The 26,415-nt window shown below is 65.0% G+C and carries 22 protein-coding genes; 5 read left to right on the forward strand and 17 right to left on the reverse strand.

The genetic code is table 11. The features are described 5' to 3' along the window. Nucleotides 1-89 precede the first annotated feature (89 nt). From CEY11_RS05485 to CEY11_RS05520, 8 genes are all read right to left on the reverse strand, one after another. Nucleotides 90-2,192, reverse strand: coding sequence for a TonB-dependent receptor family protein (locus CEY11_RS05485; protein WP_088602346.1), 2,103 nt, complete (start codon nucleotides 2,190-2,192; stop codon nucleotides 90-92). Between the two features lie 47 nt (nucleotides 2,193-2,239). Beyond that, nucleotides 2,240-2,782, reverse strand: coding sequence for a YcnI family protein (locus CEY11_RS05490; RefSeq protein ID WP_088602347.1), 543 nt, complete (start codon nucleotides 2,780-2,782; stop codon nucleotides 2,240-2,242). Nucleotides 2,783-2,973: 191 nt separating this feature from the next. Continuing rightward, complete coding sequence (locus CEY11_RS05495) at nucleotides 2,974-3,375, reverse strand: DUF2946 domain-containing protein (protein WP_088602348.1); 402 nt, start codon at nucleotides 3,373-3,375, stop codon at nucleotides 2,974-2,976. Nucleotides 3,376-3,513: 138 nt separating this feature from the next. Beyond that, nucleotides 3,514-5,538 (reverse strand): acetyl/propionyl/methylcrotonyl-CoA carboxylase subunit alpha, encoded by a 2,025-nt coding sequence (locus CEY11_RS05500; RefSeq protein ID WP_088602349.1) that lies wholly within the window; start codon nucleotides 5,536-5,538, stop codon nucleotides 3,514-3,516. 134 nt (nucleotides 5,539-5,672) lie between these two features. Continuing rightward, nucleotides 5,673-7,280: a carboxyl transferase domain-containing protein gene (locus CEY11_RS05505; RefSeq protein WP_088602350.1), complete on the reverse strand. Its 1,608-nt coding sequence runs from the start codon at nucleotides 7,278-7,280 to the stop codon at nucleotides 5,673-5,675. Between the two features lie 102 nt (nucleotides 7,281-7,382). Then, on the reverse strand, nucleotides 7,383-8,564 hold the full coding sequence (locus CEY11_RS05510) for an acetyl-CoA C-acetyltransferase (RefSeq protein WP_088602351.1): 1,182 nt from the start codon (nucleotides 8,562-8,564) through the stop codon (nucleotides 7,383-7,385). After that, on the reverse strand, nucleotides 8,557-10,437 hold the full coding sequence (aceK, locus tag CEY11_RS05515; protein ID WP_088602352.1) for a bifunctional isocitrate dehydrogenase kinase/phosphatase: 1,881 nt from the start codon (nucleotides 10,435-10,437) through the stop codon (nucleotides 8,557-8,559). The genes CEY11_RS05510 and aceK overlap by 8 nt, the downstream gene beginning before the upstream one ends. A gap of 36 nt (nucleotides 10,438-10,473) precedes the next feature. Next, on the reverse strand, nucleotides 10,474-11,652 hold the full coding sequence (locus CEY11_RS05520; protein WP_088602353.1) for an isovaleryl-CoA dehydrogenase: 1,179 nt from the start codon (nucleotides 11,650-11,652) through the stop codon (nucleotides 10,474-10,476). 223 nt (nucleotides 11,653-11,875) lie between these two features. Between CEY11_RS05520 and CEY11_RS05525 the strand changes: the two genes are divergently transcribed. Beyond that, entirely contained in the window at nucleotides 11,876-12,175 is a 300-nt protein-coding gene (locus CEY11_RS05525) for a helix-turn-helix domain-containing protein (protein WP_233154729.1), read from the forward strand. Between the two features lie 6 nt (nucleotides 12,176-12,181). Further along, entirely contained in the window at nucleotides 12,182-13,402 is a 1,221-nt protein-coding gene (locus CEY11_RS05530) for a type II toxin-antitoxin system HipA family toxin (protein WP_088602355.1), read from the forward strand. An 11-nt stretch (nucleotides 13,403-13,413) separates the two neighbouring features. On the opposite strand, the gene CEY11_RS05535 is transcribed toward CEY11_RS05530, so the two are convergent. Next, complete coding sequence (locus CEY11_RS05535; RefSeq protein ID WP_088602356.1) at nucleotides 13,414-13,806, reverse strand: MerR family transcriptional regulator; 393 nt, start codon at nucleotides 13,804-13,806, stop codon at nucleotides 13,414-13,416. A 132-nt stretch (nucleotides 13,807-13,938) separates the two neighbouring features. Here CEY11_RS05535 and CEY11_RS05540 point away from each other — a divergent pair, with 132 nt between their 5' ends. Further along, complete coding sequence (locus CEY11_RS05540; protein ID WP_088602737.1) at nucleotides 13,939-15,012, forward strand: MBL fold metallo-hydrolase; 1,074 nt, start codon at nucleotides 13,939-13,941, stop codon at nucleotides 15,010-15,012. 62 nt (nucleotides 15,013-15,074) lie between these two features. Here CEY11_RS05540 and CEY11_RS05545 read toward each other — a convergent pair whose 3' ends face one another. The 3 genes from CEY11_RS05545 to CEY11_RS05555 are packed head-to-tail and all read right to left on the reverse strand — an operon-like array spanning nucleotide 15,075 to nucleotide 17,746. Then, a complete protein-coding gene (locus CEY11_RS05545) occupies nucleotides 15,075-16,091 on the reverse strand; it encodes a Bug family tripartite tricarboxylate transporter substrate binding protein (RefSeq protein ID WP_088602357.1) in 1,017 nt (338 codons plus the stop codon). Nucleotides 16,092-16,150: 59 nt separating this feature from the next. Further along, nucleotides 16,151-16,546 (reverse strand): hypothetical protein, encoded by a 396-nt coding sequence (locus CEY11_RS05550; protein WP_088602358.1) that lies wholly within the window; start codon nucleotides 16,544-16,546, stop codon nucleotides 16,151-16,153. A 3-nt stretch (nucleotides 16,547-16,549) separates the two neighbouring features. Further along, nucleotides 16,550-17,746, reverse strand: coding sequence for an aromatic ring-hydroxylating oxygenase subunit alpha (locus CEY11_RS05555; protein ID WP_088602359.1), 1,197 nt, complete (start codon nucleotides 17,744-17,746; stop codon nucleotides 16,550-16,552). A gap of 160 nt (nucleotides 17,747-17,906) precedes the next feature. On the opposite strand from CEY11_RS05555, the gene CEY11_RS05560 reads away from it, so the two are divergent. Next, nucleotides 17,907-18,824, forward strand: a complete 918-nt coding sequence (locus tag CEY11_RS05560) for a LysR family transcriptional regulator (RefSeq protein ID WP_088602360.1) — start codon at nucleotides 17,907-17,909, stop codon at nucleotides 18,822-18,824. A 131-nt stretch (nucleotides 18,825-18,955) separates the two neighbouring features. Here CEY11_RS05560 and CEY11_RS05565 read toward each other — a convergent pair whose 3' ends face one another. The 5 genes from CEY11_RS05565 to hutC all read right to left on the reverse strand — a co-directional run bounded on the left by CEY11_RS05565 (nucleotide 18,956) and on the right by hutC (nucleotide 24,216). Beyond that, nucleotides 18,956-19,957 carry a Bug family tripartite tricarboxylate transporter substrate binding protein gene (locus tag CEY11_RS05565; protein WP_088602361.1) on the reverse strand — a complete coding sequence of 334 codons (1,002 nt, stop codon included), beginning with the start codon at nucleotides 19,955-19,957 and terminating at the stop codon, nucleotides 18,956-18,958. Nucleotides 19,958-19,971: 14 nt separating this feature from the next. Beyond that, nucleotides 19,972-20,943 carry a Bug family tripartite tricarboxylate transporter substrate binding protein gene (locus CEY11_RS05570; protein WP_158215188.1) on the reverse strand — a complete coding sequence of 324 codons (972 nt, stop codon included), beginning with the start codon at nucleotides 20,941-20,943 and terminating at the stop codon, nucleotides 19,972-19,974. Nucleotides 20,944-21,199: 256 nt separating this feature from the next. After that, nucleotides 21,200-21,826: a LysE family translocator gene (locus CEY11_RS05575; RefSeq protein ID WP_088602363.1), complete on the reverse strand. Its 627-nt coding sequence runs from the start codon at nucleotides 21,824-21,826 to the stop codon at nucleotides 21,200-21,202. 193 nt (nucleotides 21,827-22,019) lie between these two features. Beyond that, a complete protein-coding gene (gene metC, locus CEY11_RS05580; RefSeq protein ID WP_088602364.1) occupies nucleotides 22,020-23,228 on the reverse strand; it encodes a cystathionine beta-lyase in 1,209 nt (402 codons plus the stop codon). Between the two features lie 253 nt (nucleotides 23,229-23,481). Further along, a complete protein-coding gene (gene hutC / locus CEY11_RS05585) occupies nucleotides 23,482-24,216 on the reverse strand; it encodes a histidine utilization repressor (protein WP_088602365.1) in 735 nt (244 codons plus the stop codon). 397 nt (nucleotides 24,217-24,613) lie between these two features. On the opposite strand from hutC, the gene hutU reads away from it, so the two are divergent. Beyond that, nucleotides 24,614-26,335: a urocanate hydratase gene (hutU, locus tag CEY11_RS05590; protein ID WP_088602738.1), complete on the forward strand. Its 1,722-nt coding sequence runs from the start codon at nucleotides 24,614-24,616 to the stop codon at nucleotides 26,333-26,335. Nucleotides 26,336-26,415: the final 80 nt, after the last annotated feature.

A 26,415-nucleotide genomic window follows, 5' to 3' on the forward strand; every position in this document is an offset into this window, starting at 1 on the left:
CCCGGCGCGGCCTGCAAGGCTTGCAATGCTGCCCTGCACGCGAAGACGCGGTTTCTTGGGTGCGAATTTCTGAGACACGGCACCAGGCGTCAGAAGGCATAGCGGACACCGGCAAAAATGCTGCGGCCCTCGCCCGGATAGAAAATCTGCGTGCTTGCGCTGCGCGCATCGGCGACGGTGCTGATGTCGCTGACGTAGCGCTTGTCGGTCAGATTGCGCGCATCGATATACAGCGATACGCCGTTGCGCAGGTCGATGCCGGCCTCGAGCCCGAGCAGCGTGTAGCCCGGCACGCGCAAGGTGTTGGCGTCGTCGGCCCAGGCGCCGGCGGGCACCCAGTCGACCTTCGCCGCAATGTGGAAACCATCGGGGCGCGCATAGCCCAGCGAGGCGCGCAGTAGGTTCACCGGAACGCCGGCAATGCGGTTGTTGCCGTATTGCGGATCGTCCTGGAAGCGGAAGTCGCTCAGGTTCCACAGCGCCGACAGGGTGATCTTGTCGCCCGCGCCGGGGCCCGCGACATTGCGCCACAGATCCACCGATGCGGCGGCTTCTATGCCCTGCAGTATCGTCTTGCCGGCATTGAAGGTCGAGGCGGGAATGTCCGGGCTGGTGGTGTATTGCAGCAACTGGTCGCGCACCATGGAACGGTAGGCGGTCAAGTCCCAGGCGAAGCGCCCGCGGCGGCCGCGCGTACCGGCTTCCAGCGTCCACGCGTGCTGCGCCTGCAGCGGCACGAAGCGCGTGGTGTTCGAGAAAGTCTGGTTCAGGTCGCTGAAGTCCGGCACGTCCTGGCTGCGGGTCACGTCGATGAACGCCTGGACGTCGCGGCTGGGCTGCCAGAGCAGCCCGAGCTTGGGGTTGACGCCGCTATACGTCTGGCTGGCCGATTTATAGGCCGGGTCGGAGGCCAGGCCGCCGTGGTCGATGTACTGGCGCACGTCGCGCAGCGCCTTGGCGCCCGTCATCAGCGCGACCGTCGGCAGGAAGAACAGGTGGTTCTCGAAATAGGCCTCGTAGTTGTAGGCATTCTGCGTCGAATCGAGCGTCTGGGCCCCGGCATTGCCCGACACATTCAGGTACTGGCGCGCCCGCGTGTTGCCGCCGAAAAAGCGCGCCCCTAGCGTCAGGTCATTGCGCATGCCGCCCAGCTTGAACGTGCTCGTGTAGCGCGGCGCGAAGCCATAAGTCCAGCCGTCCTGCTCCAGCACCTGAAAGATCGGGTGATACAGGTTCTTGTGGATCGCCCAGGTATCGAAGTCCAGGCGTCCGTTGGCCAGCCGCACTGTCGTGCGGTTGGCTATGCGCTCGGTGCGCGTATTGCGCGCCTGGTCGCCGGCAAGCGCGCTGGCCTGGGCCTTGGTCGGGTTGTCCAGGGCGTCCGACAGCGACAGGGTGCCGGGCAATTCCTGATCCACCACGTACGCGCCCAGGTAGAAGCGCGTTTCTACGTCGGGGCTGAACCGGTAGCCGATGTTGGCATTGAATTGCTGGTACTGGCCCTGCGAGTGCTGCCGGTAGCCGTCCGTATGGTTGGTGCTGAAGGTGCCGATGAAGTCCAGCGGGCCGATGACGCGCGAGAACTGGGCGCTGCCGCGCAGGGTGCCGTAGCTGCCGCCTTCCAGGCGCAGGATATTCGGCGCGATCGCCGTATAGGCCGTGGGGGTCAGGAAATTGACGGCGCCGCCCAGGGTCGACGAACCGTAGGCCAGTCCGTTGCCGCCTTTGTACACCTCGGCCGACTGCAGCGCGAGCGGGTCGATCTGATAGTAGTCGCCGCTGCCGTCGGCCTGGTTGGTCGGCACGCCGTCCTGCAGGATCTCCAGGCCGCGCGTGTGATAGGCGCGGGCGATGCCCGAACCCCGGATGGACAGGCGCAGTTCCTGTCCGTAGCGGCTTTCCACGAAGACCCCGGGGACGTCCTTCAGCACATCGCGCAGCGTAAAGGCATAAGTGTCGGCGTATGACTCGCTGTCGACGAAGCCGACCGAGCCCACGGTCTGGTCGAGCGCCTGCTTCTGCCGGGTGACCGACTGCGAAGTCAGGGAAGGGCTCGCGCTGCCCTGGACGACGATTTCCGGCAGCGTACGGGCGCCGTCCGGGCCGGGCGCCGCCGTTTGCGCGCCGGCCGATATGGTAAAGAGCGCGGCTGCCCATGCAAGCGTGCCGCGGCATAAAAAGGTTTTCGACATGACTGGTTCCTTGTTCCTGAATGAAGAGAGCGGCATCGGGCCGTGCCTCAATGCGCGGGCTGCAGGCGTATATAGGGCGCCGGTTCGGGTACCGCGTGCCACGCCTGCCCTTCAGCGGGAATGTGGATCCATGCGCGCCGGCCGTCTTTGCAGGTTTGCTCGACCGGGAAATAAAGGGTCTTGCCCGCCTCAGCGGGAAGTTTCATGACCAGGCCGAACGAATCGTAGAGATCGTCGGGCAGCGGACCTCCGCGCCATTGCACCGTAGCCACGACGCGGTCGATCGTCGTCCCCGCTTCGTTCTTGATCGGCGGGTCGATCCGGCGGTACGTCAGCGAGACTTTCCAGCCCGGCTTCATTTGCGGCTTCACCGACGTCACGCCGGCGGGGATCGTGGCGCGCAGCGCGACTGTCGGCGAGCCGGCGCAACCGTGCGGCACCATGAATGCGGTTTGGAAATAAGTGCCGGCGGGCGCCGTGTCGGGATGAAGCGTGATGTGGGCATGTGCCGGCCAGGCCAGGGCCAGCCCGGCCGCTGCGGCGGAACAAAACAGTGCGCGCGCGTTGCGGCGCCGAGTATCGTGATGCATGACAGGAATTCCATACGTGGCGCGCCGGATCGCCCGATGTGCACGCGCGGCCGCCGCGGCTGCGCTGCGGAAAGCGCTGGCCGGGTGGGCGGACTATGCGTGGTGTGGGACGTGGCGCGGCCGGTGTCGCCGGAGGCGACAAGCCGCGCAGCGGGCCGGGGCGGCCCGCTGCGCAGAGCGTGGGCGTAGCGTCAGGAAAGCCGCGAGGGCGGAGCGCGGGGCGCGGCCGGCGTATGGGCCGGGCGCAGATAGACGGCCACGTAGGTGGCCGCGGCAGACGGACGGTGGGGCGCGTCGGCGTCTATCGCCAGCGCCGCCACGTGCGGCACCGGCATGTGCTGGGCCAGCAGGCCGCAATAACCGCAAGCCTGCCAGTCATGCGCGGCATGATGGCTGCCGGTGTTGTGGGTGTCGGTGGCGGGAACCTGCACGTGCCGATCGCCGTCGGCCACGCAATACGTCAGGCTCAGCTCGCTGTCGTGATGCCTTTGCAGGCTCTGCGACGCAATCGGCATGAGCACGCCCAGCCAGATGGCCAGCAGCCCCAGCCATGCGGTGAGCTTACGATGCGCGTGCAAAGACCTTGCGGACATGAACGAGTGGAGTTCCCCTGTTGATAGCCCGCTATTCTAGGCGTGCCGGCGGCGGAGCACAATGCATTACCAGAACGCGCCTCGCGTGGCCGGCTGCGGCCAGCTGTTGCTGCCGCGTTACGCTTGCCGCCCCGCGTCTTACTCCAGCGCAATCAACTCGGCGCCGTCGGCCACTTGATCCCCTACGGCGTAGAACAGTTCCTGCACCGTGCCGTCGCCCGGCGCGTGGATGGTGTGCTCCATCTTCATGGCCTCCATCACCAGCAGCGCGTCGCCCGCCTTGACCGCGTCGCCCTGTTTCACGTTGATGGCGATGATCTTGCCCGGCATGGGCGCCGTCAGGCCGCCCAGTTGTTCGGCGCCTTCGTCTTGCGCGTGCCTGAGGGGGTCGTGCAGTTGCAGCGCATGGGCGTTGCCGTCGACATACACTTGCAGCTGTTCGCCGCGCACGATGACCGTGCCGTGCAGCCTGCGCTCGTCCAGCTGCAGGTCGAGCCGGTATTGGCCGCTGGCCGCCGGCCCCTGCAGCCGCCATTGCAGCGCGTGCTCGGCGCCGCCGTCATCGCAAGCCAAGTGCCACTGGCCTTGGTTGTGCACCAGGTTCACGTTGCGCGTGGTGCCGGCGTCGAGCAGCTGCACCTGCTGGCGGTAGGCGCCGCCCAGGCGCCAGCCGTCGGCCTGTGCCCAGGGGTCGGCATGCACCACGCGGTGCCGCGGCGACGAGGATTCCAGCCCCTGCGCGGCCAGCACCGCTGCGGCGGCCAGGGCCAGCGCCGCTTGCGGCGCGGCGGCAGGCGGCGGCAGCAGGCTGTCGTGGCGGCGTTCTATCAGGCCGGTGTCCAGATCCGCGGCGGCAAAGGCCGCGTCGCCCGCCAGGCGGCGCAGGAAGGCGATATTGGTGGTCACGCCCACGCACTGGGTGGCGCCCAGGGCCTGGATCATGCGCGCCAGCGCCTGGTCGCGGTCGGCGCCGTGCACGATGAGCTTGGCGATCATGGGGTCGTAGTAAGGGCTGATCGTGTCGCCGGCGGCCACGCCTCCGTCCACCCGTACGTCGCCGTTGCGGAAAGCCGCGTGGGTGGGGAAGTTCAGGGCGGTAAGCGTGCCAACCGACGGCAGGAAGCCCTTGTCGGGGTTTTCGGCGTAGATGCGCGCCTCGATGGCGTGGCCATGGATCTGCAGCTGTTCCTGCGTTACCGGCAGCGGCTCGCCGGCGGCCACGCGCAGCTGCCACTCCACCAGGTCGTGTCCGGTGATCATTTCGGTGACCGGGTGTTCCACCTGCAGGCGCGTATTCATTTCCATGAAATAGAAGCGGCCGTCGGGTTCGACGATGAATTCCACCGTGCCCGCGCCCACGTAGCCTACGGCGCGCGCCGCGGCTACGGCGGCCTCGCCCATGGCGCGGCGCCGCTCGGGGCTCATGCCGGGGGCCGGCGCCTCTTCGATGACCTTCTGGTGGCGGCGCTGCACCGAGCAGTCGCGCTCGAACAGGTACACGCAATTGCCGTGGGTGTCGGCAAAGACCTGGATCTCGATGTGGCGCGGCTTTTGCAGATAGCGTTCGATCAGTACCTTGTCGTCGCCGAAGCTGCTGGCCGATTCGCGTTTGCAAGAGGCCAGCGCCTCGCCGAAGGCGGCGCTGTCGGTCACCACCCGCATGCCCTTGCCGCCGCCGCCGGCACTGGCCTTGATCAGTACCGGGTAGCCCATGGCGTCGGCCTGCTCCTGCAGGAACGCCGGATCCTGGTTGTCCCCGTGGTAGCCCGGCACCAGCGGCACGCTGGCTTTTCCCATCAGCGTCTTGGCGGCGGATTTGCTGCCCATTGCGGCGATGGCGCCGGTGGGTGGCCCGACGAAGACGATGCCGGCCTGTGCGCAGGCCTCGGCGAAGGCCTCGTTCTCGGACAAGAATCCGTAGCCCGGATGCACCGCCTGGGCGCCGGTCTGGCGCGCGGCCTCGACGATGGCCTCGGCGCGCAGATAGCTGGCGCGCGGTTCCGGGCCGCCGATGCGCACCGCCGTGTCGCAGGCGGCCACGTGCCGTGCGTCGGCGTCCGCGTCGGAATATACGGCTACGGTGCGCAGCCCCATGCGGCGCGCGGTGGCGGCGACTCGGCAGGCGATCTCGCCGCGGTTGGCAATCAGCAGGGTATCGAACACGTTGGACTCCTAGGGGGTAGCCGGATGGCATGCGGCCGTGGCCCGGCACGCCGCGGGGCAGGGCAGAGCGGCGGCGCGCTGGTTGCGGCTGGCCTGGTGGCCGTGCCGCTTGCGCCTTTGTTGCGGGATGGCCGTCACATTCTGAACACGCCGAAACGCGTGTCCTCGATGGGGGCGTTGAGCGCGGCCGACAGGCCCAGCGCCAGCACCCGGCGCGTGTCGGCTGGGCGGATGATGCCGTCGTCCCACAGGCGCGCCGTGGAATAGTAGGGATGGCCTTCTTTTTCGTACTGGGCCCGGATCGGCGCCTTGAAGGCTTCTTCCTCCGCGGTGCTCCAGGCGCCGCCCTTGGCCTGGATGCCGTCGCGCTTGACGGTGGCCAGCACGCTGGCGGCCTGTTCGCCGCCCATTACCGAGATGCGCGCGTTGGGCCACAGGAACAGCAGCCGCGGCCCGAAGGCACGGCCGCACATGCCGTAGTTGCCGGCGCCGAACGAGCCGCCGATCAGCACCGTGAACTTGGGCACCGCGGCGGTGGATACGGCGGTGACCATCTTGGCGCCGTGGCGCGCGATGCCTTCGTTTTCGTACTTGCGGCCGACCATGAAGCCGGTGATGTTCTGCAGGAACACCAGTGGTATCTTGCGCTGGCAGCACAGCTCGATGAAATGGGTGCCTTTCTGCGCCGCTTCGGAAAACAGGATGCCATTGTTGGCGATGATGCCCACCGGCATGCCGTGGATGTGGGCAAAGCCCGTGACCAGCGTGGTGCCGTAGCGCGCCTTGAATTCATCCAGTTCGGAGCCGTCGACGATGCGTGCGATGACTTCGCGCACGTCATAGGGTTTGCGCGTGTCTTTGGGGACGATGCCGTTGAGTTCTTCGGGGCTGTACAGCGGTTCGCTGTAGGGCTTGCGGTGCAGCTGCACGGGCTTGTGCAGGTTCAGCCGGCCGACGGCCTCGCGCGCCAGGTACAGCGCATGCATGTCGTTGTTGGCCAGATGGTCGGCCACACCCGAAAGCCGCGTATGCACGTCGCCGCCGCCCAGGTCTTCGGCACTGACTTCCTCGCCCGTGGCCGCCTTGACCAGCGGCGGGCCGCCCAGGAAGATGGTGCCCTGGTTCTTGACGATGATGGACTCGTCGCTCATGGCCGGCACGTACGCGCCGCCGGCCGTGCACGAACCCATTACCACGGCGATCTGCGCAATGCCTTGCGAGGACATGACCGCCTGGTTGTAGAAGATGCGCCCGAAGTGCTCGCGGTCGGGAAAGACCTCGTCCTGGTTGGGCAGGTTGGCGCCGCCCGAGTCCACCAGGTAGACGCAGGGCAGGTGGTTCTGCTGGGCGATTTCTTGCGCCCGCAAATGCTTTTTGACGGTCAGCGGGTAATAGGTGCCGCCCTTGACCGTGGCGTCGTTGCAGACGATGACGCATTCCGTGCCGTGCACGCGCCCGACACCGGTGATCAGGCCCGCGCCCGGCGCGGCGTTGTCGTAGACGTCGTGCGCCGCCAGCGGCGACAGTTCCAGGAATGGCGTACCCGGGTCGAGCAATCGTTCCACGCGTTCGCGCGGCAGCAGCTTGCCGCGCGCCACATGCTTGGCGCGCGCCGAGGCGCTGCCGCCCTGCGCGGTATGTTCCAGCTGCTTTTGCAGGTCGTCGATCTGTTCCTGCATGACGGCGGCATTGTCGATGAAGGCCTGCGAGCGCGGATTGATACGGGATTCGATGATGGGCATTGCGATTCCTGAAGCTGGGGGCGTAAACAGCCGGCACGGCGCACGGGTGTGTGCGCCGCGCCGGCCGCCGTTACGGCGGTACAGCGTTGCAGCGATATGGCGCTACAGCATTTCGACGGCCATGGCCACGGCTTCGCCGCCGCCTATGCACAGCGAGGCCATGCCGCGCTTGCCGCCGGTCTTGCGCAGGCCGCCGATCAGGGTGACCAGCAGGCGTGCGCCCGAGGCGCCGATGGGGTGGCCCAGGGCGGTGGCGCCGCCGTGGATGTTCACTTTTTCGTGCGGCAGATTCAGTTCTTTCATGGCTGCCATGGTGACCACCGCAAAGGCTTCGTTGATCTCGTACAGATCGACCTCGCCCACCGACCAGCCGGTCTTGGTGAACAGCTTTTGCATGGCGCCCACCGGTGCGGTGGTGAACCACTGCGGCTCTTGCGAATGCTGGGTGTGGGCGACGACGCGCGCCAGGGGCTTGGCGCCGAGCTTCTCGGCGGTGGAAGCGCGCATCAGCACCAGTGCGGCCGCGCCGTCGGAAATCGACGAGGAATTGGCCGCGGTGACAGTGCCGTCTTTCTTGAAGGCCGGCTTGAGCGTGGGGATCTTATCGGGCATGGCGCGCATCGGCGCCTCGTCGGTGTCGACCACCGTGTCGCCCTTGCGGCCGGCGATGGTGACCGGCGCGATTTCCCACTTGAAGCTGCCATCTTCCGTGGCGGCGCGGGCGCGGCGCAGCGATTCCAGCGAGAAGGCGTCCTGCTGTTCGCGCGTGAAGGTGTATTTGGATGCGCAGTCTTCGGCGAATACGCCCATGGCAGTGCCGCGCTGGTAGGCGTCTTCCAGGCCGTCCAGCGCCATGTGGTCGTAGACGGTGGAATGGCCGTAGCGGTAGCCCTGGCGGCCGCGCAGCAGCAGGTAGGGCGCGTTGCTCATGCTTTCCTGGCCGCCGGCCACGATGACATCCGCGCTGCCCGCCAGCAGCAAGTCGTGGCCCAGCATCGCGGCCTTCATGCCCGAGCCGCACACCTTGTGCACGGTGGTGCACGCAGCGCTCTTGGGCAGGCCGGCGCCCAGCGCGGCCTGGCGCGCCGGCGCCTGGCCCTGACCGGCCTGCAGCACGTTGCCCATGATCACTTCCTCGACGGCCTCGGGCTTGATGCCGGCGCGTTCGACGGCGGCCTTGATGGCCACGGATCCGAGCTGGTGCCCGGCCAGCCCCGACAGGGCGCCCATCATGCCGCCCATGGGCGTGCGTGCTACAGAAACGACAACGATTGGATCAGACATGATTGACTCCTTGAGTGGAAAGGGCACCGGCTGCGCTTGGGGTGTTCATCGCTGGCCGGCGTAGTCTGCGGGTTTGATCGTAGGGATAGAAATCTTCGATGCGCCCCTGCGCGGCCCGCTCGCGGCATGCTTGCCACCAGCCGGCCTCGAGCAGTTCGGCATGATGCTTCATGAACGCGGCGCGCACGCGTGCATCGCCCAGAAGAAAATGGCCGAACTCTTCCGGAAACACATCGTTGACGCGTACAGGATACCAAGGTTCGCCCGACATTTCGGCTTCTTCATTGGGCGCGGGCGGAATCACGCGGAAGTTCATTTCCGTCATGCGCTGGATTTCGTCGTAGTCGTAGAACACGATACGGCCCAGGCGCGTGACGCCGAAATTCTTGAACAGCATGTCGCCGGGGAAAATGTTGGCGGCCGCCAGCTCGCGGATGGCGTTGCCGTATTGCTCCACGGCCTGCTCCAGCACCGGCGGCGGGGCGTGCGCCAGGTGGATGTTCAGCGGCGTCATGCGCCGTTCGATATAGACGTGGCGCAGGATGATGGTGTCGCCGTTTTCTTCCACCAGGCTGGGCACTTCGCGGCGCAGCTCCTGCAGCAGCGCTTCCGAGCAGCGGCTGCGCGGCAGCGCCACCTGCGAATATTCCCAGGTGTCGGCCATGCGGCCGACGCGGTCGTGCAGCTTCACCAGCTGGTACTTGCGGCGCACCGTGGCGTGATCCATGCCGTCTTTGCCGATGCGGTCGCGTATCAGCTTGAACACATACGGGTACGAGGCCATGGTGAACACGGTCATGACCATGCCGCGGATGCCGGGCGCCACGTCGAAGGCATCGTGTGAATGCGCCAAGTGGTGCAGGAAGTCGCGGTAGAACAGCGTCTTGCCCTGCTTTTGCAGGCCTACGGTGGTGTAGAGCTCGGCCTTGGCCTTGCGCGGTATCAGCGTGTTCAGGAACTGCACATAGGCGGCCGGCGCCTCCATGTCGACCATGAAATAGGCGCGCGTGAAGCTGAACAGCGTGCTCAGGTCGTCGCTGCCGTGCAGCAGGGCGTCGAGCCTGATGTGGCCCGAAGGCGTGCGCAGCAGCGCGATGGCAAACGGATACGTGGCGCTTTGATTGATGAGCCGTCCGACGATGTATGCGCCTTTGTTGCGCAGGAACAAAGAATTCAGCACATGCACCTGGCAGTCGGGCGCGATGCGCCGCGCCCCGTCGCGCGGCAGGCGCCGGCGCAGCTGATGCACCGCCATGCGCGCCAGCAGGCGGGCGTCGGCCGGCAGGTCGGCGAACGGTGCGGCTAGGCCGAAGGCGGCCACGATATCGATCAGGCAGGCCTGCAGGCCCTTCTCTTTGGGGTAGTAGACCCGGTACGACGGCACCTCGCTGTCTATGTATTCCGTGGATGCGGCCGGGCGCACGAACAGAAAATCATTGCGGAAATAGTCGCGATGCAAGACCCGGCAGGACACCGAGTTGAAGAAGGTTTCGGCGCATTCCGGCTGGCGATGCCCCAGCAGCAGCGCGATGAATTCCGTCTTCACGGCCTGCCAGAAATCCATCTGCGCCGTCGTCAGGCCCTGCCCGGCCGAGGCGCCTTCGGGGCTGGCGTCGCTGCCCTTGAGCGCGGCGCGCAGCGCCGTGGCGCATTCCTGCACACGGATGTCGTAGTATTCGATGCGCTCGCGCGCCAGTTGCTGGATGCCGTGCCAGTTGCCCGACTCGAACAAGGTCTTGGCGCGCTGCGCGCTGTAGCGGAACAGCGAATAATGCCGGTCGAAGCCGGCCAGCAGCATGGCCGCGACCTGCTGCGGCGCCGGGGCGGCGCGCGCCACGGGCTCGATGCGCTGGTGGTCGCCGATGAAGCTCATGCTCGACTCTGGGTTTTATGCGTGTTGTGTGCGGCCTCAGGCGGTTTCGCTGAACAGCTCGCGGCCGATCAGCATGCGCCGGATCTCGCTGGTGCCCGCGCCGATTTCATACAGCTTGGCGTCGCGCCACAGGCGGCCGGTGGGGTATTCGTTGATGTAGCCGTTGCCCCCCAGGATCTGGATGCCTTCGCCCGCCATCCACGTAGCCTTCTCGGCGCAGTACAGAATGACCGCGGCGCAGTCCTTGCGCACCGTGCGCACGTGCCCGGCGCCGAGCCTGTCCAGGTTCTTGCCCACGGTATAGCAGAAGGCGCGGCAGGCCTGCAGGGTGGTGTACAGGTCGGCCATCTTGCCCTGGATCAGCTGGAATTCGCCTATGGACTGGCCGAACTGCTTGCGCTCGTGCACGTACGGCACCACCACGTCCATGACCGCCTGCATGATGCCCAGCGGGCCGCCGGCCAGCACCGCGCGTTCGTAGTCCAGGCCGCTCATGAGCACCTTCACGCCGCCATTGAGCTGGCCGAGAATATTTTCTTCGGGCACTTCGCAGTCCTGGAACACCAGCTCGCCGGTGTGGCTGCCGCGCATGCCCAGTTTGTCGAGCTTTTGCGCAATGGAAAAACCCTTGTAGCCCTTTTCGACGATGAAGGCGGTGATGCCGCGCTGCCGCGCTTCGGGGTCGGTCTTGGCATAGACCACCAGCGTGTCGGCGTCGGGGCCGTTGGTGATCCACATCTTGCTGCCATTGAGCACGTAGCGGTCGCCCTTCTTGTCGGCGCGCAGCCGCATGCTGACCACGTCCGAGCCCGCGCCGGGTTCGCTCATGGCCAAAGCCCCCACTTGCTCGCCCGAGATCAGGCCGGGCAGATACTTGCGTTTCTGTGCTTCGGTGCCGTTGCGGTTGATCTGGTTGACGCACAGATTGGAGTGCGCGCCATAGGACAGCGCCACCGAAGCGCTGGCGCGCGAGATTTCTTCCATGGCGATCATGTGCGCCAGGTAGCCCATATGGGTGCCGCCGTAGGCCTCGTCCACCGTCATGCCCAGCAGGCCCAGCTCGCCGAATTTGCGCCACAGATCCATGGGAAACTGGTCGCTGCGGTCGATCTCGGCGGCACGCGGCGCGATCTCGGCCTGCGCGAACTCGCGCACCGCATCGCGCAGCATGTCCAGGTCTTGCCCTAGGTCGAAATCCAGGCCGGGAAGATTCATGTCGGTCTCCATGATTCGGGGTAGGCGCCAGGACGGCATCTCGGCATTATGCGCGCAAGCGCGGCGTCCTTGGCAACAGCTTGCCGGAAAGTGTATTTATATTACGTTTACGTAAACGTAATATAGCAGGGGAAACCCGGGTTTTTGCTTTTTGTCCGCCGGCGGGAAGGGTGGCCCAAAAAAAGCGTGCCGCTTGGCGTTGCCGATGCCTGCAAGTTATATCTTGCAAAAAACCAAAGATAATCTAATAATGTCAGCTATGACTGACAAAATTAGAGTCCTCAGCGAGCTTGCTCCACTATTGAAAGCCCACCGGGAAGCCGCCGGGCTTTCCAAATCCGCGCTTGCCCAACGCGCCGGCAAGGTGCGCGAGGTCATTTATCGCCTTGAGTCCGGCGAAGATGTCACGGTTTCATCCTTGCTGGCCGTGCTTGGGGCAATGGGGCTGGCGATTCAAATCGTCAAGGCCGGCCTGCCCACCATGCAGGAAGTCGCAGAGCGCTTCGCGCAGGACGAGGAGTGAGCCCGGATGCTGCCCGAGAAGATCCGCGAACTGCAAATCGCCATCGGGCGTGACCTCAGTGCGGGGCAGCTGCTCAAGCAGTCGACCTATGAGTTTCGCTACTTGGCGTCGCAGCCCGATCAGGCGTCCGTTGCTTTGCTCATGCCGGCCGGCACGCAGCTCACTTGGCAGGACGGCGACCTGTTTCCGGTTATGGATCAGAATCTGCCGGAAGGCGACCTGTTCCTGCGGCTGCGCGAGGCGTTTCCCAAGCAGCCGCTGACGCCCATGCACCTGCTAGCCCTGATAGGCGATAACGGCATCGGGCGGCTTGGCTATCGCCTGCCGCGTAATCCACCCGCGGCGGCGGCGCCGGTCTTGACCAAAGAGGCACTCCTTAACACCGCCTACACGCCCGAGGTGTTCGATGAGTTGGTGCGAGCCTATCTTAGTACCGGGGCCGGAATAGCGGGGATGCAGCCCAAGATCATGGTTCCGGACAGGCCCACCGTGCCCATTCCGTCCCTGATCGTCAAGGCGGCCAGTCCGGCCTACCCGGGCCTGGCTGCCAACGAATATTTGTGTTTGACGGCAGCCCGATTGGCGGGCATCGCCACGCCGGAGTTTGCCCTATCGCACGATGGACAGATGCTGGTGCTGGATCGCTTCGATCTGGTGGCAACGGCCGATGGAGGTATCGAGCGCCTGGGGTTCGAGGACATCGCCGCTTTGGCCGGATTGCGCGTACGCGATGTATTGGCCGATCGCAAGTACCAAGGGAGCTACCAGCGTGTGGCCGAACTGCTCAAGCAATTGCAATTGCCTCGTGTCAATCTGCACCGCTTTTTTGAACAAGTCGCCTTCACTATCATGGTTCGTAACGGCGACGGCCATCTGAAGAATTACGGGGTGCTGTATCGATCGGCCCAAGATGCCTGGTTGGCACCCATGTTCGATGTCGTCACGACAGCAATTTATCGCTATACCCGCTACGATGGTGGCCCGGAGCTGGAAGACCGTACCTTGGCATTGAAGCTATTTTCCGGCAAGCATCAGAACCGTAGCTACCCTACACCCGATGAATTGATGCTGTTCGGTAGCAAGGTCTGCGAAGTCAGCAACCCCCGCGAGGTTCTGCAGCGCATCGCCGAAGGCAAGCGCGAAGCGATGCGCCAAGCCAAGCGTGATGAGCGCATTCCCCCCGCGCTGCGCGCGGACATGGCCGTGGCCTGGGGTGTTGCAGGCTGAGCCAGGCCTTTTCACGTTTGCCGCGGTTCGCGCTCGGCCAGCAGCGCGTGGCAGTTCTGCTGCTGCTCGCGGATCTCGGCCAGCGTCAGATCCAGGTCTCGGCGCTGCTGCTCCAGCGACTTGCGCTGGGCTTCCAGCATTTCCAGGTACACGCGCAGCTGCGCGGTGGTGTCGCGCGGGCTTTCGTACATGTCGATCAGGTTGCGGATCTCGGCCAGCTGCAGGCCCAGCCGCTTGCCGCGCAGCGCCAGCTTCAGCCGGGTGCGGTCGCGCGGATGGTAGACCCGGTTGCGCCCCGAGCGCGTCGGGCTGACGATGCCCTGGTCTTCATAGAAGCGTATGGTGCGCGGCGTGATCGCGAATTCGCGCGCAAGCTCGGAGATGGTCCAGGTGGCTTGGGACATGGGGGCGGGCGGGGCAATTTACGTTAACGTAAATTATGATGCCATAATACAGCGGTCTAGCCTATGGTTATCGGCCGCCGGCTGCGCGGCGAACCGGCTATGGCGCAGGAAGCGCAAACGGAGAAATATCTGATGAATCCCAACGAACAGAAGTTGCAGTATCCCTGGGGCGATGCGCAGCCCGAGCCGGGGCGCGCCTTGGCGGTGGCCGATGGCGTGCGCTGGATCCGCATGCCCCTACCTTTCGCGCTGGATCACATCAACCTTTGGCTGCTGCGCGACGAGATCGACGGCCGCCAGGGCTGGACGGTGGTCGACTGCGGCATTTCGCGCGACGAGGTCAAGACCTTGTGGGAACAGGTATTCGAGCAAGAGCTGGACGGCTTGCCGGTGCTGCGCGTGGTCGTCACCCACATGCACCCCGACCATGTGGGCCTGGCCTATTGGCTGTGCCAGCGCTGGCAGGCGCCGCTGTACATGAGCATGACCGATTACATGGTGGCGCGGCTCTGGTCGCGTCCTCCGGCGGCCGGCACGGCAGCTGTGGGCGGCCCTGGCGGACAAGCCAATGTCGATCATTTTTCGCTTCATGGCATGCGCGACCCCGCTGCCCTCGAGCAGATCCGCCAGCGCGCCGGCTACTACCCGAACCTGGTGCCTGACGTGCCCGCGGCGTTTCACCGGCTGATGAATGGCCAGCGCCTGTCCATAGGCGGTCGGCAATGGAGCCTCATCGCCGGCTACGGCCATGCGCCCGAGCACATGTCCTTGTATTGCGAGGCGCTCGACGTGCTGATCTCGGGCGATATGGTGCTGCCGCGCATTTCCACCAACGTCAGCGTGTTCGCCTACGAGCCCGACGCCAACCCGCTGCCGCTGTACCTGGATTCGCTGCGCCGCTACGACCCGCTGCCGGAAGACACACTGGTGCTGCCCTCGCACGGCCGGCCGTTCAAGGGCCTGCACGAACGCGTATCGCAGCAGCTGACGCACCATGCCGAGCGCCTGCAGGAGGTGCTCGATGCCTGTAGCGAGCCGCGCAGCACCACCGACATCGTGCCGGTGCTGTTCAAGCGCAAGCTGGATCTGCACCAGATGACCTTCGCCATGGGCGAGGCGCTGGCGCACCTGCACGCGCTGTATTTCGACGGCAAGCTCACGCGCGCCGTAGGCGAGGACGGCATCATGCGCTTCGTGCGCGCGTAGCAAGCCTGTATCGGGCGTTTCCGGCTCGATCGGCCGCGGGGCTGGGCCTGTGCGGCCTGGCCCTATTGCCGTTCGATGCCCAGCTTGGCTATCAGATCCGCATTTTCGCGGGTCTGGGTGGACAGGAATTCGGAAAAGCTCGCGGCAGTTCCGCCTACGGGCTCCGAGCCGAAAAGCTTCGCCATCTGGGCAGTCATCTTGGGGTCGGACAAGCCTTTCCGGAAAGCGGCGTTCAATTTTTCTATGTATGCCGAAGGCGTTTTGGCGGGCGCCAGGAAGCCATACCAGGAAGTCACTTCGACGGATTGCAGCCCTTGCTCGGCCAGCGTGGGAACGTTGGGCAATTGGCTCGAACGCCGTGCGCTGGTTACCCCGAGCGCCCTGATGGTGCCGGATTTGATGTAGCTCATGACTGTGGGCAGCGCCTCGAACATCAGTTGCAATCGCCCGCCCATGAGATCGACCATCGCTGGAGCGCCGCCCTTGTAGGGGATTTCGGTCAATCGCACTTTTGCCGCTTTCTGGAATTTCTGGGAACCCATTTGTTCCTGCGAGCCATTGCCCAGTGTGCCGACATTCAGCGAAGAAGGCTTGGCCCGCGCGGCGGCGATGACGTCTTGCGTGCTGTGAAATGGCGAGTTGGCCGCTACCACCAGCGCCAGCGGCCCAGCGCCGATGCGTATGATGGGCGCGAAATCGGCAACGGTGTAGCGCGGGCTTTTCATCAGAAGAGGAACTACCGGAAAACCATAGGTGGCGATATAGAGCGTGTAGCCATCGGGTGCCGCTTTGGCGGCATATGCGGTGCCTATCATGCCGTTGGATCCCGCCATGTTTTCCACGATAACGCTTTGGCCCAGATTCTTCTGCAGCGATTGGGCCCACATGCGCGCTTCCAAATCGGTGCCGCCTCCCGCCGCATAAGGAACGATGATGCGAATGGGCTTGCTGGGATAGGACGCCGCCGGATTCGCGGCGCCCTGCGCCGCCAGCGGACAGATCGCCGCGATGGCCATTGTGTGTGCGGTTGTAATCAGGATACGGCGCCTTGCCCGGGAAATTCCACGCAGCACCTTCATGCTATTGCCTCCTTCTTTTATAGGTATTGAAAATAGCCGGAGCCAATAGAGGCGCCGCTTCAGCGCACTGTCGCCGGATGCGGGTCGGCGTGGCTGCGCTGGCTGATCGAGCGGAACTCGAAGGCCTGCCAGCGATAGGCGCCGGGAAAATCCGTGTCCTTCCAGCCGAGGTCTATGGGATGGGATGTCTCGACGAATGTCATTGCCAGATCGAACAGCGTGCGCGCCTGCGCCGGCAGGTCGTGCAGCTTGAACTGGCTCAGGTAGTCCATGATCGCCGGCAGGCGGGGCAGCATGACGTCGTAGAAAGCCCGGAGATCCTCCAGCTTGACCGAATGCAGTTTGTAGAAACGCTTTTCTTCAGAGGGCAGAGCCCATTCGGGCACGAGGGCGGCGAGATCCGAGAACGCTTCGGGCAGTTCGCGCGTGCAGGGCGGTGTTTGGGTATCGGTCATGGTTCAGTCCTGTGCCAGCATGTCGTCGATGGCGCGATAGTGGTTCTGGATGACACGCTCCTGCTTGGACAGTACCGTGTGCGGGATGGCGCCGGACAGAATGCCTATCAGGTTGGTTTCCATCGTATTCATGTCTTCACGGATCACCTCGCGCGCGCGGGTGACCGAATATGCCTGGGCGATGGCGTCTGCCGGGTTGTCCGACTGGTACGCGAAGCGCCAGTTGCGGATTTCGGTGTGGTTGTGGTCGATAGGCCAGAAAGTCATGTACGAATGGGTGTTGGCCTGCGGCGCGAACACGCAGTTGGGAAAGATATGGACGATATCGAATCCCCATTCCTCGAAGCGCGAAGGGTTGATGCCGGGCGGCTGCGTCGAATAATCGAATTTGGGAAACCACGGGAACATCGGCTTGGAATACCGGAACACGACTTCTTCGGTGGCGGTTTTCTTGTGATTCTGGTTGCCGTGCGTGGAATAGCGGCCGAAATGCCGGCCGACTTCCAGGTAGGCGCGGTGGCGATCCGGGTTGTTCGGGCCGCCTTGATAATCCGGTACGGTGTTCTTGTGAATGTACAGGTTGTGATAGCCCTCGCTGAAGGCGTTGGTCGCGAGATTCCAGTTCGTGTTCAGCACCAGCCGATGGTCGGCGATCTTGACCCGGTTTTTCGCGAAACCCTTGTACTGGTCGTACATGTCGCCCAGGAATTCCTTCAGCGTTTCGCGCGGCGTCTTGTCCAGGTTGACGAAAACCACGTCTTCCCAGACTTCGCAGTGCACGGGCACCAGGCCATACTGGCTTTTGTCCACGTCCTCGAACTGGCTGGCGTCGGTGATATTGAGCAGGCGCCCGTCGGTGGCATAGGACCACGCATGGAATGCGCAGGTGAAGGCGCGGGTGCAGCCGTTCGGCGTATGCACCAGCCGGTCGCCCCGGTGCCGGCAAACATTGTGGAATGCGCGGATCTTGCCGTCGTTGGAATGTACGATCAGGATCGATAGCTTCAATGGCGGGATGTCGGCCAGCACGAAGCTTCCCGGTACTGGGATCTCGGTCGTACAGGCGGCCACCAGCCAGGCCCGTCGAAAGACCTTTTCTACTTCCTGCTGGTAGAACGCGGGCTGCATGCGTTCGTACATCTCGATTCTTGAAGAAAGCCGGCTCATGTCTCCGACGAATTTGGTCTCGATTTCTGCCATGGTCTTTGATGATTTTGCGATGGTGTGAAGAGGTCGGGCGCCGCGCGCTCGAGAGCAAAACCAGTATAGATATGATGCCGGCACCGGGCTATATTCCTATCCCGAATGTCTGAAATGCAAGATAATAAATACTCAAGCGCAGCGCGCTCTGGAGCACGACATGGAAACTTCGGAAATGCGCCTGTTTCGGGCCTTCCTGATACTGATGGACGAGCGCAGCGTCAGCCGTTCGGCGGAACGCCTTGGTTTGTCTCAACCCGCCACCAGTCATCTGTTGGGCCGCCTGCGGGAATGGTTCAAGGATCCGCTGCTGATCCGCTCGCAGGCCGGCATGATTCCCACCGGGCGGGCGCTGGAAATCCAGGAAATCGTGCGCGACATCCTGGCGCAGCACGAGCGCCTGACGCGGCCGGTCGAGCGGTTCGATCCCACGGTGTCGCAGCGTACTTTCGTGATCTCCGCCTCCGAGTTCTCGGAACGGCTGCTGACGCCGCCGCTTATCTGGCTGCTGCGCCGCGAGGCGCCCCATGTCAAGGTAATCGTGCGTCCGCCGGATCCCGAGCGTGCCTATGAAATGCTGGAAAACGGCTCGCTCGACCTGCGCATTGCCTGGCTGTCGACTTCCTTCAAGTCGCTGCGATCCACCCCGCTGGTGCACGACCGCCTGGTGTGCCTGGCCGACAAGCGCCACGGCGAGACGTTGTCGCTGAAGCAGTTCCTTACCATGCCCACGGTGCGCACATACAACTACAACCAGACCGCGACGCGGCGCATCATCGACCAGGCGCTGGAAAAACAGGGGTACAAGATTTCCTGGAAGTTCGTGGTGCAGAATTTCCAAGTGGTCCCCGACCTTCTGGTGGACACCGACCTGATGGCGATCCTGCCGTTTCTGCTGGCGCGCCTATATATCGAACGACGGCCGCTGCGCATCTACGAACCGCCGGTGCGGCTGCCTCCGGTGCGCTACACCGCGTACTGGCACGAGCGCTTTCAGAAAGACGCGGAACACAAATGGCTGCGCAACGCGCTGGTCGCGGCCGCCAAGACCCTGGCGAGCAAGCCCGCGCGCGTCTGATACCATTTCTAAACCTGTCGTGAAAGCGAACGCGAGGCGCAAGCAATGCGCCTGCTGCGGCAGGCGGAGCCGACGAAGCCGGCTGCCGGTTTGGACGTGGAATAACGGCTTGTGCCAGGTTTTGGGCGCGTTTACTTCTGCTGCTTGTGCACCTCTTCGGCCAGGGGCCGCCACTGCGCGAATTGCGAGCGTATGAAAGCCGCCGCCTTGGCAGGATCCGAATCGAGCACCGGCCTTACCGCCATGGCCAGAAGCGCCTGCTGGAATGCCGCATCGGCGGTTACCTGGCGCGTCGCATCGAGGAGCTTGTCGATCACCGCCGATGGCGTCTTCACGGGCGCGGACAGGATGAAGGCGGTTTCGGATGCGAATCCCGGCAGGCCGGACTCCGCCACCGTGGGAATCTCGGGAACCGCCTTGGCGCGCTGTGTGCCGGTGACCGCGAGGATCTTCACCTGTCCGCTCTTGTACAGAGGGATCGCGCCGTTGAGCACGTTGAAGTAAATGGGCACCCTGCCGGTCAATAGATCCTGCACCATCAGTGTCCCGCCCTTATAAGGCACCGCCTGCATCTGCAAGCCGGCCTTCTGGGCGAACAGCAGGGTCGTGAGATGCACGAAGCCCGCCGGCCCGTTGGTCGCGTACGAATACTCGCCCGGGTGCTGCTTGATCAGGTCGATGAATTCGCGCACCGTGTTTACGTGCAGCCCCGGATAGACTTCCAGGCAGAACGGCACCAGGCCCACCACCGCGATGGCTCGCAAGTCCTTCTGCGTGTCGAAGGGCACCTTCATGGTCAAGGGATTGATGACGTTGGTGCCGGTGGTGCCCATGAGCAGGGTGTAGCCATCGGGAGCGGCGTGGACGACATCCGCGGTGCCGATGGTGCCGCCCCCGCCCCCCTTGTTTTCGATGTACACCGAGGTGCCGAGCACGCTTTCGAGTTTCTGTGCGAAGCGGCGGGCAAATACGTCGGTCGCCCCGCCTGGCGCGGCGGGCGTGACCAGCTTGATGGGCTGGTTGGGATATGCCTGCTGCGCCCGCCCTGCCGGCGGGAAGCCCGCAAGCCCCGCGAATCCGAGCAGGAATGTGAGCAGCGGAGAGGCGAAAAACTGGCGGCGCATCTTCGACATGGTTGCTCCTGGCGCTATTGCACGCTGATCTTCGCGGCTTTGATGACCTTGCCCCACCGCACGTATTCCTCATCCATGTAGGCCTTGGTTGCCGCGGGCCCGCCGTCGCCCGGCGAGAGGCGGATGATGCCTATCCGGTGCAGGTCGGCCTTGGCCTGCGGCGTGGACAGGCTGGCATTGATCGCTTTGTTCAGCGTGTCCACGATGGCTTGCGGCGTGTTCTTCGGCGCGAGAATGCCTTGCCAGAACCGAAGGTTGTACGAGTAGCCCTGCTCGGCATAGGTTTTCACGCCCGGCGCCAGATCGGCGCGCTGCTGCGTATCGACGGCCAGCATCTTGACCCTGCCCGCATCCGCCTGGGGCTTTGCCATCGACGCCGGTACGATCATCGAATCCACGTGGCCACCCACCACGGCCTGCAGGGCCGGCGCGGATCCCTTGAATGGAATGTGCCGCAGCTTGATGCCGGTTTCGTTCATGATCACGGCCATGCGCACCTGCCCGCCGCTGCCCAGCCCCCAGCTGGAGAACGTCAACTTGTTGGGGTGGGCCTTGGCGTACCGGATGAAGTCCGGAAAGGTCTCTATGCCCAGGTGCGAGTTGACGATGAGCACGGTGGGGTTGTATCCGATTATTGCGACGGGTACGAAGTCGTGCCGTGCGTCGTAAGGGATGTTCGGGAACAGGTGCGGGTCGACTGAATGCGAGTCGGCAACGGTGTATTGGATGGTGTATCCGTCCGGTGCCGCCCGCGCCACATACTCGCTGCCTATCATGCCGCTCGCACCGGTGCGGTTTTCGACGATCACCGGCACCTTCAATTGCTTCGACAGGTGGTCGGCGACCACGCGTGCGGGAATGTCGGTTCCGCCGCCTGCTGCCCAGGCCACCACCATCTTGATCGGGCGATTGGGATACGCCGCGGCTTGCACCGAACCGAACACCGTACAGGCGACCAGTCCTATGGCGATCATAGGAGTACGCATTGTCTCGCTCCACGTGTCATTGATTTGGGGGAATAGTATAGGGATGAGCCAGGACAGCGGCCATCTTCGAAGTTCGATAATCATCATGCAGGCATGTGCATGATTCCCCGCCGCGGCGCCGTCTGTGTCCGGGCCCGCCTTGGCCGACGGAATGGCCCGCCGCCGCAGGCTTTAAGCAAGAGGATGTAAAAAGAGGATACTGAAAATGGAGCGCCGCATCGGATCGGCGCTTGCCGGATCCGGCAGGCGCCGGCGCTCAGCGCCCCGACAGCGCCAGCTTCACTGCCAGGCCCAGGAACACCACGCCGGCGCAGCGGTTCAGCACGCGCCGCGCGCGTGGCGAGCGCTGCACGTGCTGGCCGAACAGCCCCGAGAAAAACGCGATGCAGCCGAACACCAGCAGCGCGGCCAGTATGAACAGGGCGCCCAGCTGCAAAATCTGCAAGGCCACCGGGCCGCGCGCCGGAGCGGTGAATTGCGGCAGGAAGGCCAGGAAGAACAGCGACACCTTGGGGTTGCTGAGGTTCATCAAGATGCCGCGGCGGTATAGCACGCCGGCCGGGCGCCGCGGAATCTTGTCGTGCGAGTCGAGGTGGCCGCGTGCGCGGAACGCGCCCCACGCCAGGTAGGCCAGGTAGGCTGCGCCGGCCAGCTTCAATACCGTGAAGGCGCTGGCCGACGCAGCGAAGATCGCCGCGAGCCCCAGGGCCACTGCCGCCGTGTGCACCAGCAGCCCGGTGCACAGCCCCAGCACCACGCATATGCCCGACTTGCGGCCCCACATTGCCGACTGCATCAGCACGAACAGATTGTCCGGGCCCGGCACCAGCGCCAGCACGACGGCGATGCCGAAAAACGATAGCGCGACTTGCAGGCTGAGCATGGCGTCTTTACTTGTAGGGGTGGCGCTTCAGGCAGTAGTGCCTAAAGCGGCAGTGCTTCGGGTGGCAATGCCTTATATGGGTTTGCGATCAAAATGGCAAGCGCGATGAAAGAACAAGAGGTGAAGCCGCAAACAGTACAAATAGTATGGCAGCGCCAGGCAACGTCCTTATCTTCTTGATTGCGAATCCGTATCAGGCGGCGGCGCGGCTGGCGGCGTCCAGGGCCTGGGCCAGGTCGGCAGCCAGGTCGTCGGGCGATTCCAGGCCGATGTGCAGGCGCACCAGCGCGTTGCCGCTGCGCTGCCAGTAGCGGTGCTGCGCCAGCGAGCCGGCGTCCACGAGCTGCACCAGGCTTTCGAAGCCGCCCCACGAGAAGCCGATGCCGAACAGCTGCAGCGCGTCGACGAAGCGCCGCGCGGCCGCGGCGTCCAGCTTGAGCTCGACGGCCATCATGCCGTTCGAGCCGCTGCAGTCGCGCCGCCACAGCGCGTGGCCGGCATCGTCCGGCAGCGCCGGATGGTACAGGCGCGCGACCTCGGGGCGGGTGCGCAGGAAGTCGCAGATGCGCAGCGCGTGCTCGGCGTGCTCGCGCATGCGTATCGGCAGGGTGCGCACGCCGCGCAAAGCCAGCCAGGCGTCGTCGGCGCTGATGGAATAGCCCATGGCGTAATGGGTTTCGTTGAGGCGCTGCACGACTTCGTTGTCGCGCGCCATGGCTGCGCCGAGCATCAGGTCGGAATGGCCGCCCACATATTTGGTGCCGGCCACCACCGACACGTCGGCGCCCAGATCCAGCGGCCGGTAGATATAGCCCGAGCCCCAGGTGTTGTCGGTGACCAGCAGCAGGCCGTGCCGGTGCGCGAATTCTGCCAGCGCCGGCAGGTCGAGCATCTCGAACAGCAGCGAGCCGGGCGACTCCACGTACAGCACGCGCGTTTCGGGCCGCAGCAGCGGCGCCAGGGCCTCGGGTGTGGCGGGAGCATAGTCCACCTGTATGCCCATGCGCCGCAGCACGGTCTTGTCCAGGTGGCGCACCGGGCCGTACACGCAGTCGGCGGCCAGCATGTGCGAGCCGCTATCCAGCAGCGCGAACAGCGCCAGGGTGATGGCCGACAGGCCCGAAGGTGCGAGAAAGGCCCGGCTGGCGCCTTCCAGCTCGCAGAACACTTGCTCCAGCGCCGCGTGCGTCTGCATGCCGACCCGCCCATAGGTGACGACGCGCTCGCCGCGCGCCTTGCCCGCCTGGGCGCGCTCCAGCGCCTGCAGCGATTCGAAGCGCACCGTGCTGGTGCGCATGGACGGCAGCGCCACCGGCGCGCAGCCGGTTTCCGGGTCGAAGCCGGCCACGCCGGTGTGCTGCAGCAGGGTGTCGAGATGGGTGTCGGACGGGTTTTGGGACATGATGTTGCCTACGTTGACGGTATGGGCGATTAGCGGATGTTGGCGAGGGTATCGGAGTGACGGTGTTGGGTCGGTCGCGCCGGGCGGATGCCAGTGCCTGTATTGTCCGACATTTTCCATTGCCGGTGGCCCGTCAGCCGCATGTGCGTCGTTGCGCCGGGTTCAGGCTTTCGCGCCCCGGGCTTTCGCGCGCCGGGCCATCGCGCTCCGGATCGTTGCACCGCCCGGCAGTGCTGTAGGAGCGCTTAGCCTTTCAGTACCGGCCGGTGAACTTGTAGCGGTTGCCCGGATGCCACATGGTTGCGTTCGAGGTGAACGCGTCATTGGAAAAAGTGACCCGATCCATCACCAGGCAGGGCTGGGTGGCCGGGATGTCCAGCGCCGCGGCCACTTCGCGGTTCGGCAGCTGCACCTCGATGCTGTACTGGCCGGTGGGCAGCGGCGCCACGCGCATCAGGTATTCGTTCGGGGTCTGGGCGCTCCAGTCCTGTTCCAGGTAGGCGGGCGCCGCCTGCGCGTCCACCAGCCGGTCTTCCAGTTGGATCGCGGTTTCGTTCTCGTAGTGCACGATCACGGAATGGAACAGGCGCGCGCCGGGGGCGATGCGAAAGCGCCGCGCCTGCGGCTCGCTGGCGTGCACGCTGTCCAGCCGCAGCACCTTGCTGCCGTGGCGATGGCCGCGCTCGCGGATGTCCTGGGCGATGCTGCGGATCTCGATCAGGGTGGACTGGAATTTCGGTTGCGCCACGTAGGTGCCCGAACCCTTGTAGCGCACCAGCAGCTGGTCGGCCGTCAGTTCGCGCAAGGCCCGGTTGACGGTCATGCGCGACACCTTGAAGGTATCGCACAGCGCCAGCTCGGTGGGAATCAGGTCGCCTTCCTTCCAGGCCCCGCTCTGGATCTTTTCAAGCACGAAATTCTTGATCTGCTGGTAGGCCGGCTGGCCGTCCTTGGCGGTGTGGTTCGTAACGGCGCGTGGCGCGGGCATGGCTACTCCGGCGGGCAAGGAAAATCGAAGATCGTGGCGTATCGAATGTCGAAAGCGCGTGTCGCAACAAAACCGGCCGATGGAAAACCGCCCGGCCTGCGGAGCCCGGCGCCAGCCTGCGGCTAGTTGGTCTGATATGTATAGACAAATTCCCGCTTTGCATATACATTATGAACTGAGCTTACAAGAATTCGGGCAGTTTGTCGGCATGTTGCGATGCTGCGCCGCCGGATCGCTGGATCCGCCGGCCGTCGCGGCGCCGAGCCGGGCTGGGCCGGTACCGCGCCGCAACGTCGGATGCCTAGCGATACTGCAACTGGGCCCGCGCGCCAGGCGTGGCACGGCCGGCAGCCGGCAGGCCGTGGTGCGCCTCGCCGGCCCACTGCCCGCACAGGAGATGAACATGTCCAAGGATTCCGCCGCGGCCGTCAGCCATGACCCGCGCTACGATGCGAGCCGCGAAATTCATGCCCCCACCGGGCCTAAGCTCAGCTGCAAGAGCTGGGTCACCGAGGCCGCCTATCGCATGATCCAGAACAACCTGGATCCGGCCGTCGCCGAAAACCCGGCGCACCTGGTGGTGTACGGCGGCATCGGCCGCGCTGCGCGCAACTGGGAATGCTACGACAAGATCCTGGAAACCCTGCGCGCGCTCGAAGACGACGAGTCGCTGCTGATCCAGTCCGGCAAGCCGGTGGGTGTGTTCAAGACTCACCGCGACGCGCCGCGCGTGCTCATCGCCAATTCCAACCTGGTGCCGCGCTGGGCCGATTGGGAACACTTCCACGAGCTCGACCGCGCGGGCCTCTTCATGTATGGCCAGATGACCGCCGGCAGCTGGATCTACATCGGCAGCCAGGGCATCGTGCAAGGCACTTACGAGACCTTTGCCGAGGCCGGCCGCCAGCACTACGGCGGCAGCCTGGAAGGGCGCTGGATCCTGACCGCCGGGCTGGGCGGCATGGGCGGCGCGCAGCCGCTGGCCGCAAGCTTCGCCGGCGCCTGCTCGCTGGTGGTGGAATGCCAGCAGTCGCGCATCGATTTCCGCCTCAAGACCCGCTACCTGGACAAGCAGGCACACACGCTGGATGAAGCGCTGGAGCTGATGCGCCACCACACCGGCCGCAAAGAGGCCGTGTCGGTAGGCCTGCTGGGCAATGCCGCCGAAGTCGTGCCGGAACTGGCGCGCCGCGCGCGCGAGGGCGGCCCGCGGCCCGACCTGGTCACCGACCAGACCTCCGCCCACGACCTCGTCAACGGCTACCTGCCCGAAGGCTGGAGCCTGGATCAATGGCATCAGGCGCAGCGCGATCCGGCGCGCCATGCCGAGTTGCAGGCCGAGGCGGGCCGGTCTTGCGCGCGACACGTGCAGGCCATGCTGGAATTCCAGGCCATGGGCGTGCCGGTAGTCGACTACGGCAACAACATCCGCCAGGTGGCGCGCGACAACGGCGTCGAACGCGCCTTCGACTTTCCCGGCTTCGTGCCCGCCTACATCCGGCCCATGTTCTGCCAGGGCAAGGGGCCGTTCCGCTGGGTGGCGCTGTCGGGCGACCCGGAAGACATCTACAAGACCGACGCCAAGATCAAGGAACTGTTCCCCAGCAATACGCACGTGCATCGCTGGCTCGACATGGCGCGCCAGCGCATCGCCTTCCAGGGCCTGCCGGCGCGCATCTGCTGGCTGGGCCTGGGCGAGCGCGACGCGGCCGGCCTGGCCTTCAACGAGATGGTGCGCAGTGGGGAACTGAAAGGCCCCATCGTCATTGGCCGCGACCACCTGGATACCGGCTCGGTGGCCAGCCCCAACCGCGAGACCGAGGCCATGCGCGACGGCACCGACGCGGTGTCCGACTGGCCGCTGCTCAATGCGCTGCTGAACACCGCTGGCGGCGCCAGCTGGGTCTCGTTCCATCATGGCGGCGGCGTGGGCATGGGCTACAGCCAGCACGCCGGCATGGTGATCGTGGCCGACGGCAGCGACGCCGCGCGCGAGCGCCTGGCGCGCGTGCTGGTCAACGATTGCGCCAGCGGCGTCATGCGCCACGCCGATGCCGGCTACGAGCTGGCCATCGAGACCGCACGGCGCTATGGTTTGACGCTGCCGATGATAGGGTGAGCGGGTTGGACGCCTGCGGCGGCAGGCGCGTTGATGTACTGGCGATGAATTTCGATCGGCCGCGGCGCATCAGCGCTTCG

The organism is Candidimonas nitroreducens (assembly GCF_002209565.1).
Lineage (GTDB): Bacteria > Pseudomonadota > Gammaproteobacteria > Burkholderiales > Burkholderiaceae_B > Candidimonas > Candidimonas nitroreducens.

Coding starts and splice junctions, on each gene's coding strand:
- CEY11_RS05520 (WP_088602353.1), bottom strand. CDS start 11,652: ATGAATCTTCCCGGCCTGGATTTCGACCTAGGGCAAGACCTGGACATG.
- metC (WP_088602364.1), bottom strand. CDS start 23,228: ATGTCCCAAAACCCGTCCGACACCCATCTCGACACCCTGCTGCAGCAC.
- CEY11_RS05540 (WP_088602737.1), top strand. CDS start 13,939: ATGAATCCCAACGAACAGAAGTTGCAGTATCCCTGGGGCGATGCGCAG.
- CEY11_RS05550 (WP_088602358.1), bottom strand. CDS start 16,546: ATGACCGATACCCAAACACCGCCCTGCACGCGCGAACTGCCCGAAGCG.
- CEY11_RS05505 (WP_088602350.1), bottom strand. CDS start 7,280: ATGCCCATCATCGAATCCCGTATCAATCCGCGCTCGCAGGCCTTCATC.
- CEY11_RS05555 (WP_088602359.1), bottom strand. CDS start 17,746: ATGGCAGAAATCGAGACCAAATTCGTCGGAGACATGAGCCGGCTTTCT.
- hutU (WP_088602738.1), top strand. CDS start 24,614: ATGAACATGTCCAAGGATTCCGCCGCGGCCGTCAGCCATGACCCGCGC.
- CEY11_RS05485 (WP_088602346.1), bottom strand. CDS start 2,192: ATGTCGAAAACCTTTTTATGCCGCGGCACGCTTGCATGGGCAGCCGCG.
- CEY11_RS05570 (WP_158215188.1), bottom strand. CDS start 20,943: ATGCGTACTCCTATGATCGCCATAGGACTGGTCGCCTGTACGGTGTTC.
- CEY11_RS05565 (WP_088602361.1), bottom strand. CDS start 19,957: ATGTCGAAGATGCGCCGCCAGTTTTTCGCCTCTCCGCTGCTCACATTC.
- CEY11_RS05575 (WP_088602363.1), bottom strand. CDS start 21,826: ATGCTCAGCCTGCAAGTCGCGCTATCGTTTTTCGGCATCGCCGTCGTG.
- CEY11_RS05535 (WP_088602356.1), bottom strand. CDS start 13,806: ATGTCCCAAGCCACCTGGACCATCTCCGAGCTTGCGCGCGAATTCGCG.
- CEY11_RS05510 (WP_088602351.1), bottom strand. CDS start 8,564: ATGTCTGATCCAATCGTTGTCGTTTCTGTAGCACGCACGCCCATGGGC.
- CEY11_RS05495 (WP_088602348.1), bottom strand. CDS start 3,375: ATGTCCGCAAGGTCTTTGCACGCGCATCGTAAGCTCACCGCATGGCTG.
- CEY11_RS05490 (WP_088602347.1), bottom strand. CDS start 2,782: ATGCATCACGATACTCGGCGCCGCAACGCGCGCGCACTGTTTTGTTCC.
- aceK (WP_088602352.1), bottom strand. CDS start 10,437: ATGAGCTTCATCGGCGACCACCAGCGCATCGAGCCCGTGGCGCGCGCC.
- CEY11_RS05560 (WP_088602360.1), top strand. CDS start 17,907: ATGGAAACTTCGGAAATGCGCCTGTTTCGGGCCTTCCTGATACTGATG.
- CEY11_RS05545 (WP_088602357.1), bottom strand. CDS start 16,091: ATGAAGGTGCTGCGTGGAATTTCCCGGGCAAGGCGCCGTATCCTGATT.
- hutC (WP_088602365.1), bottom strand. CDS start 24,216: ATGCCCGCGCCACGCGCCGTTACGAACCACACCGCCAAGGACGGCCAG.
- CEY11_RS05530 (WP_088602355.1), top strand. CDS start 12,182: ATGCTGCCCGAGAAGATCCGCGAACTGCAAATCGCCATCGGGCGTGAC.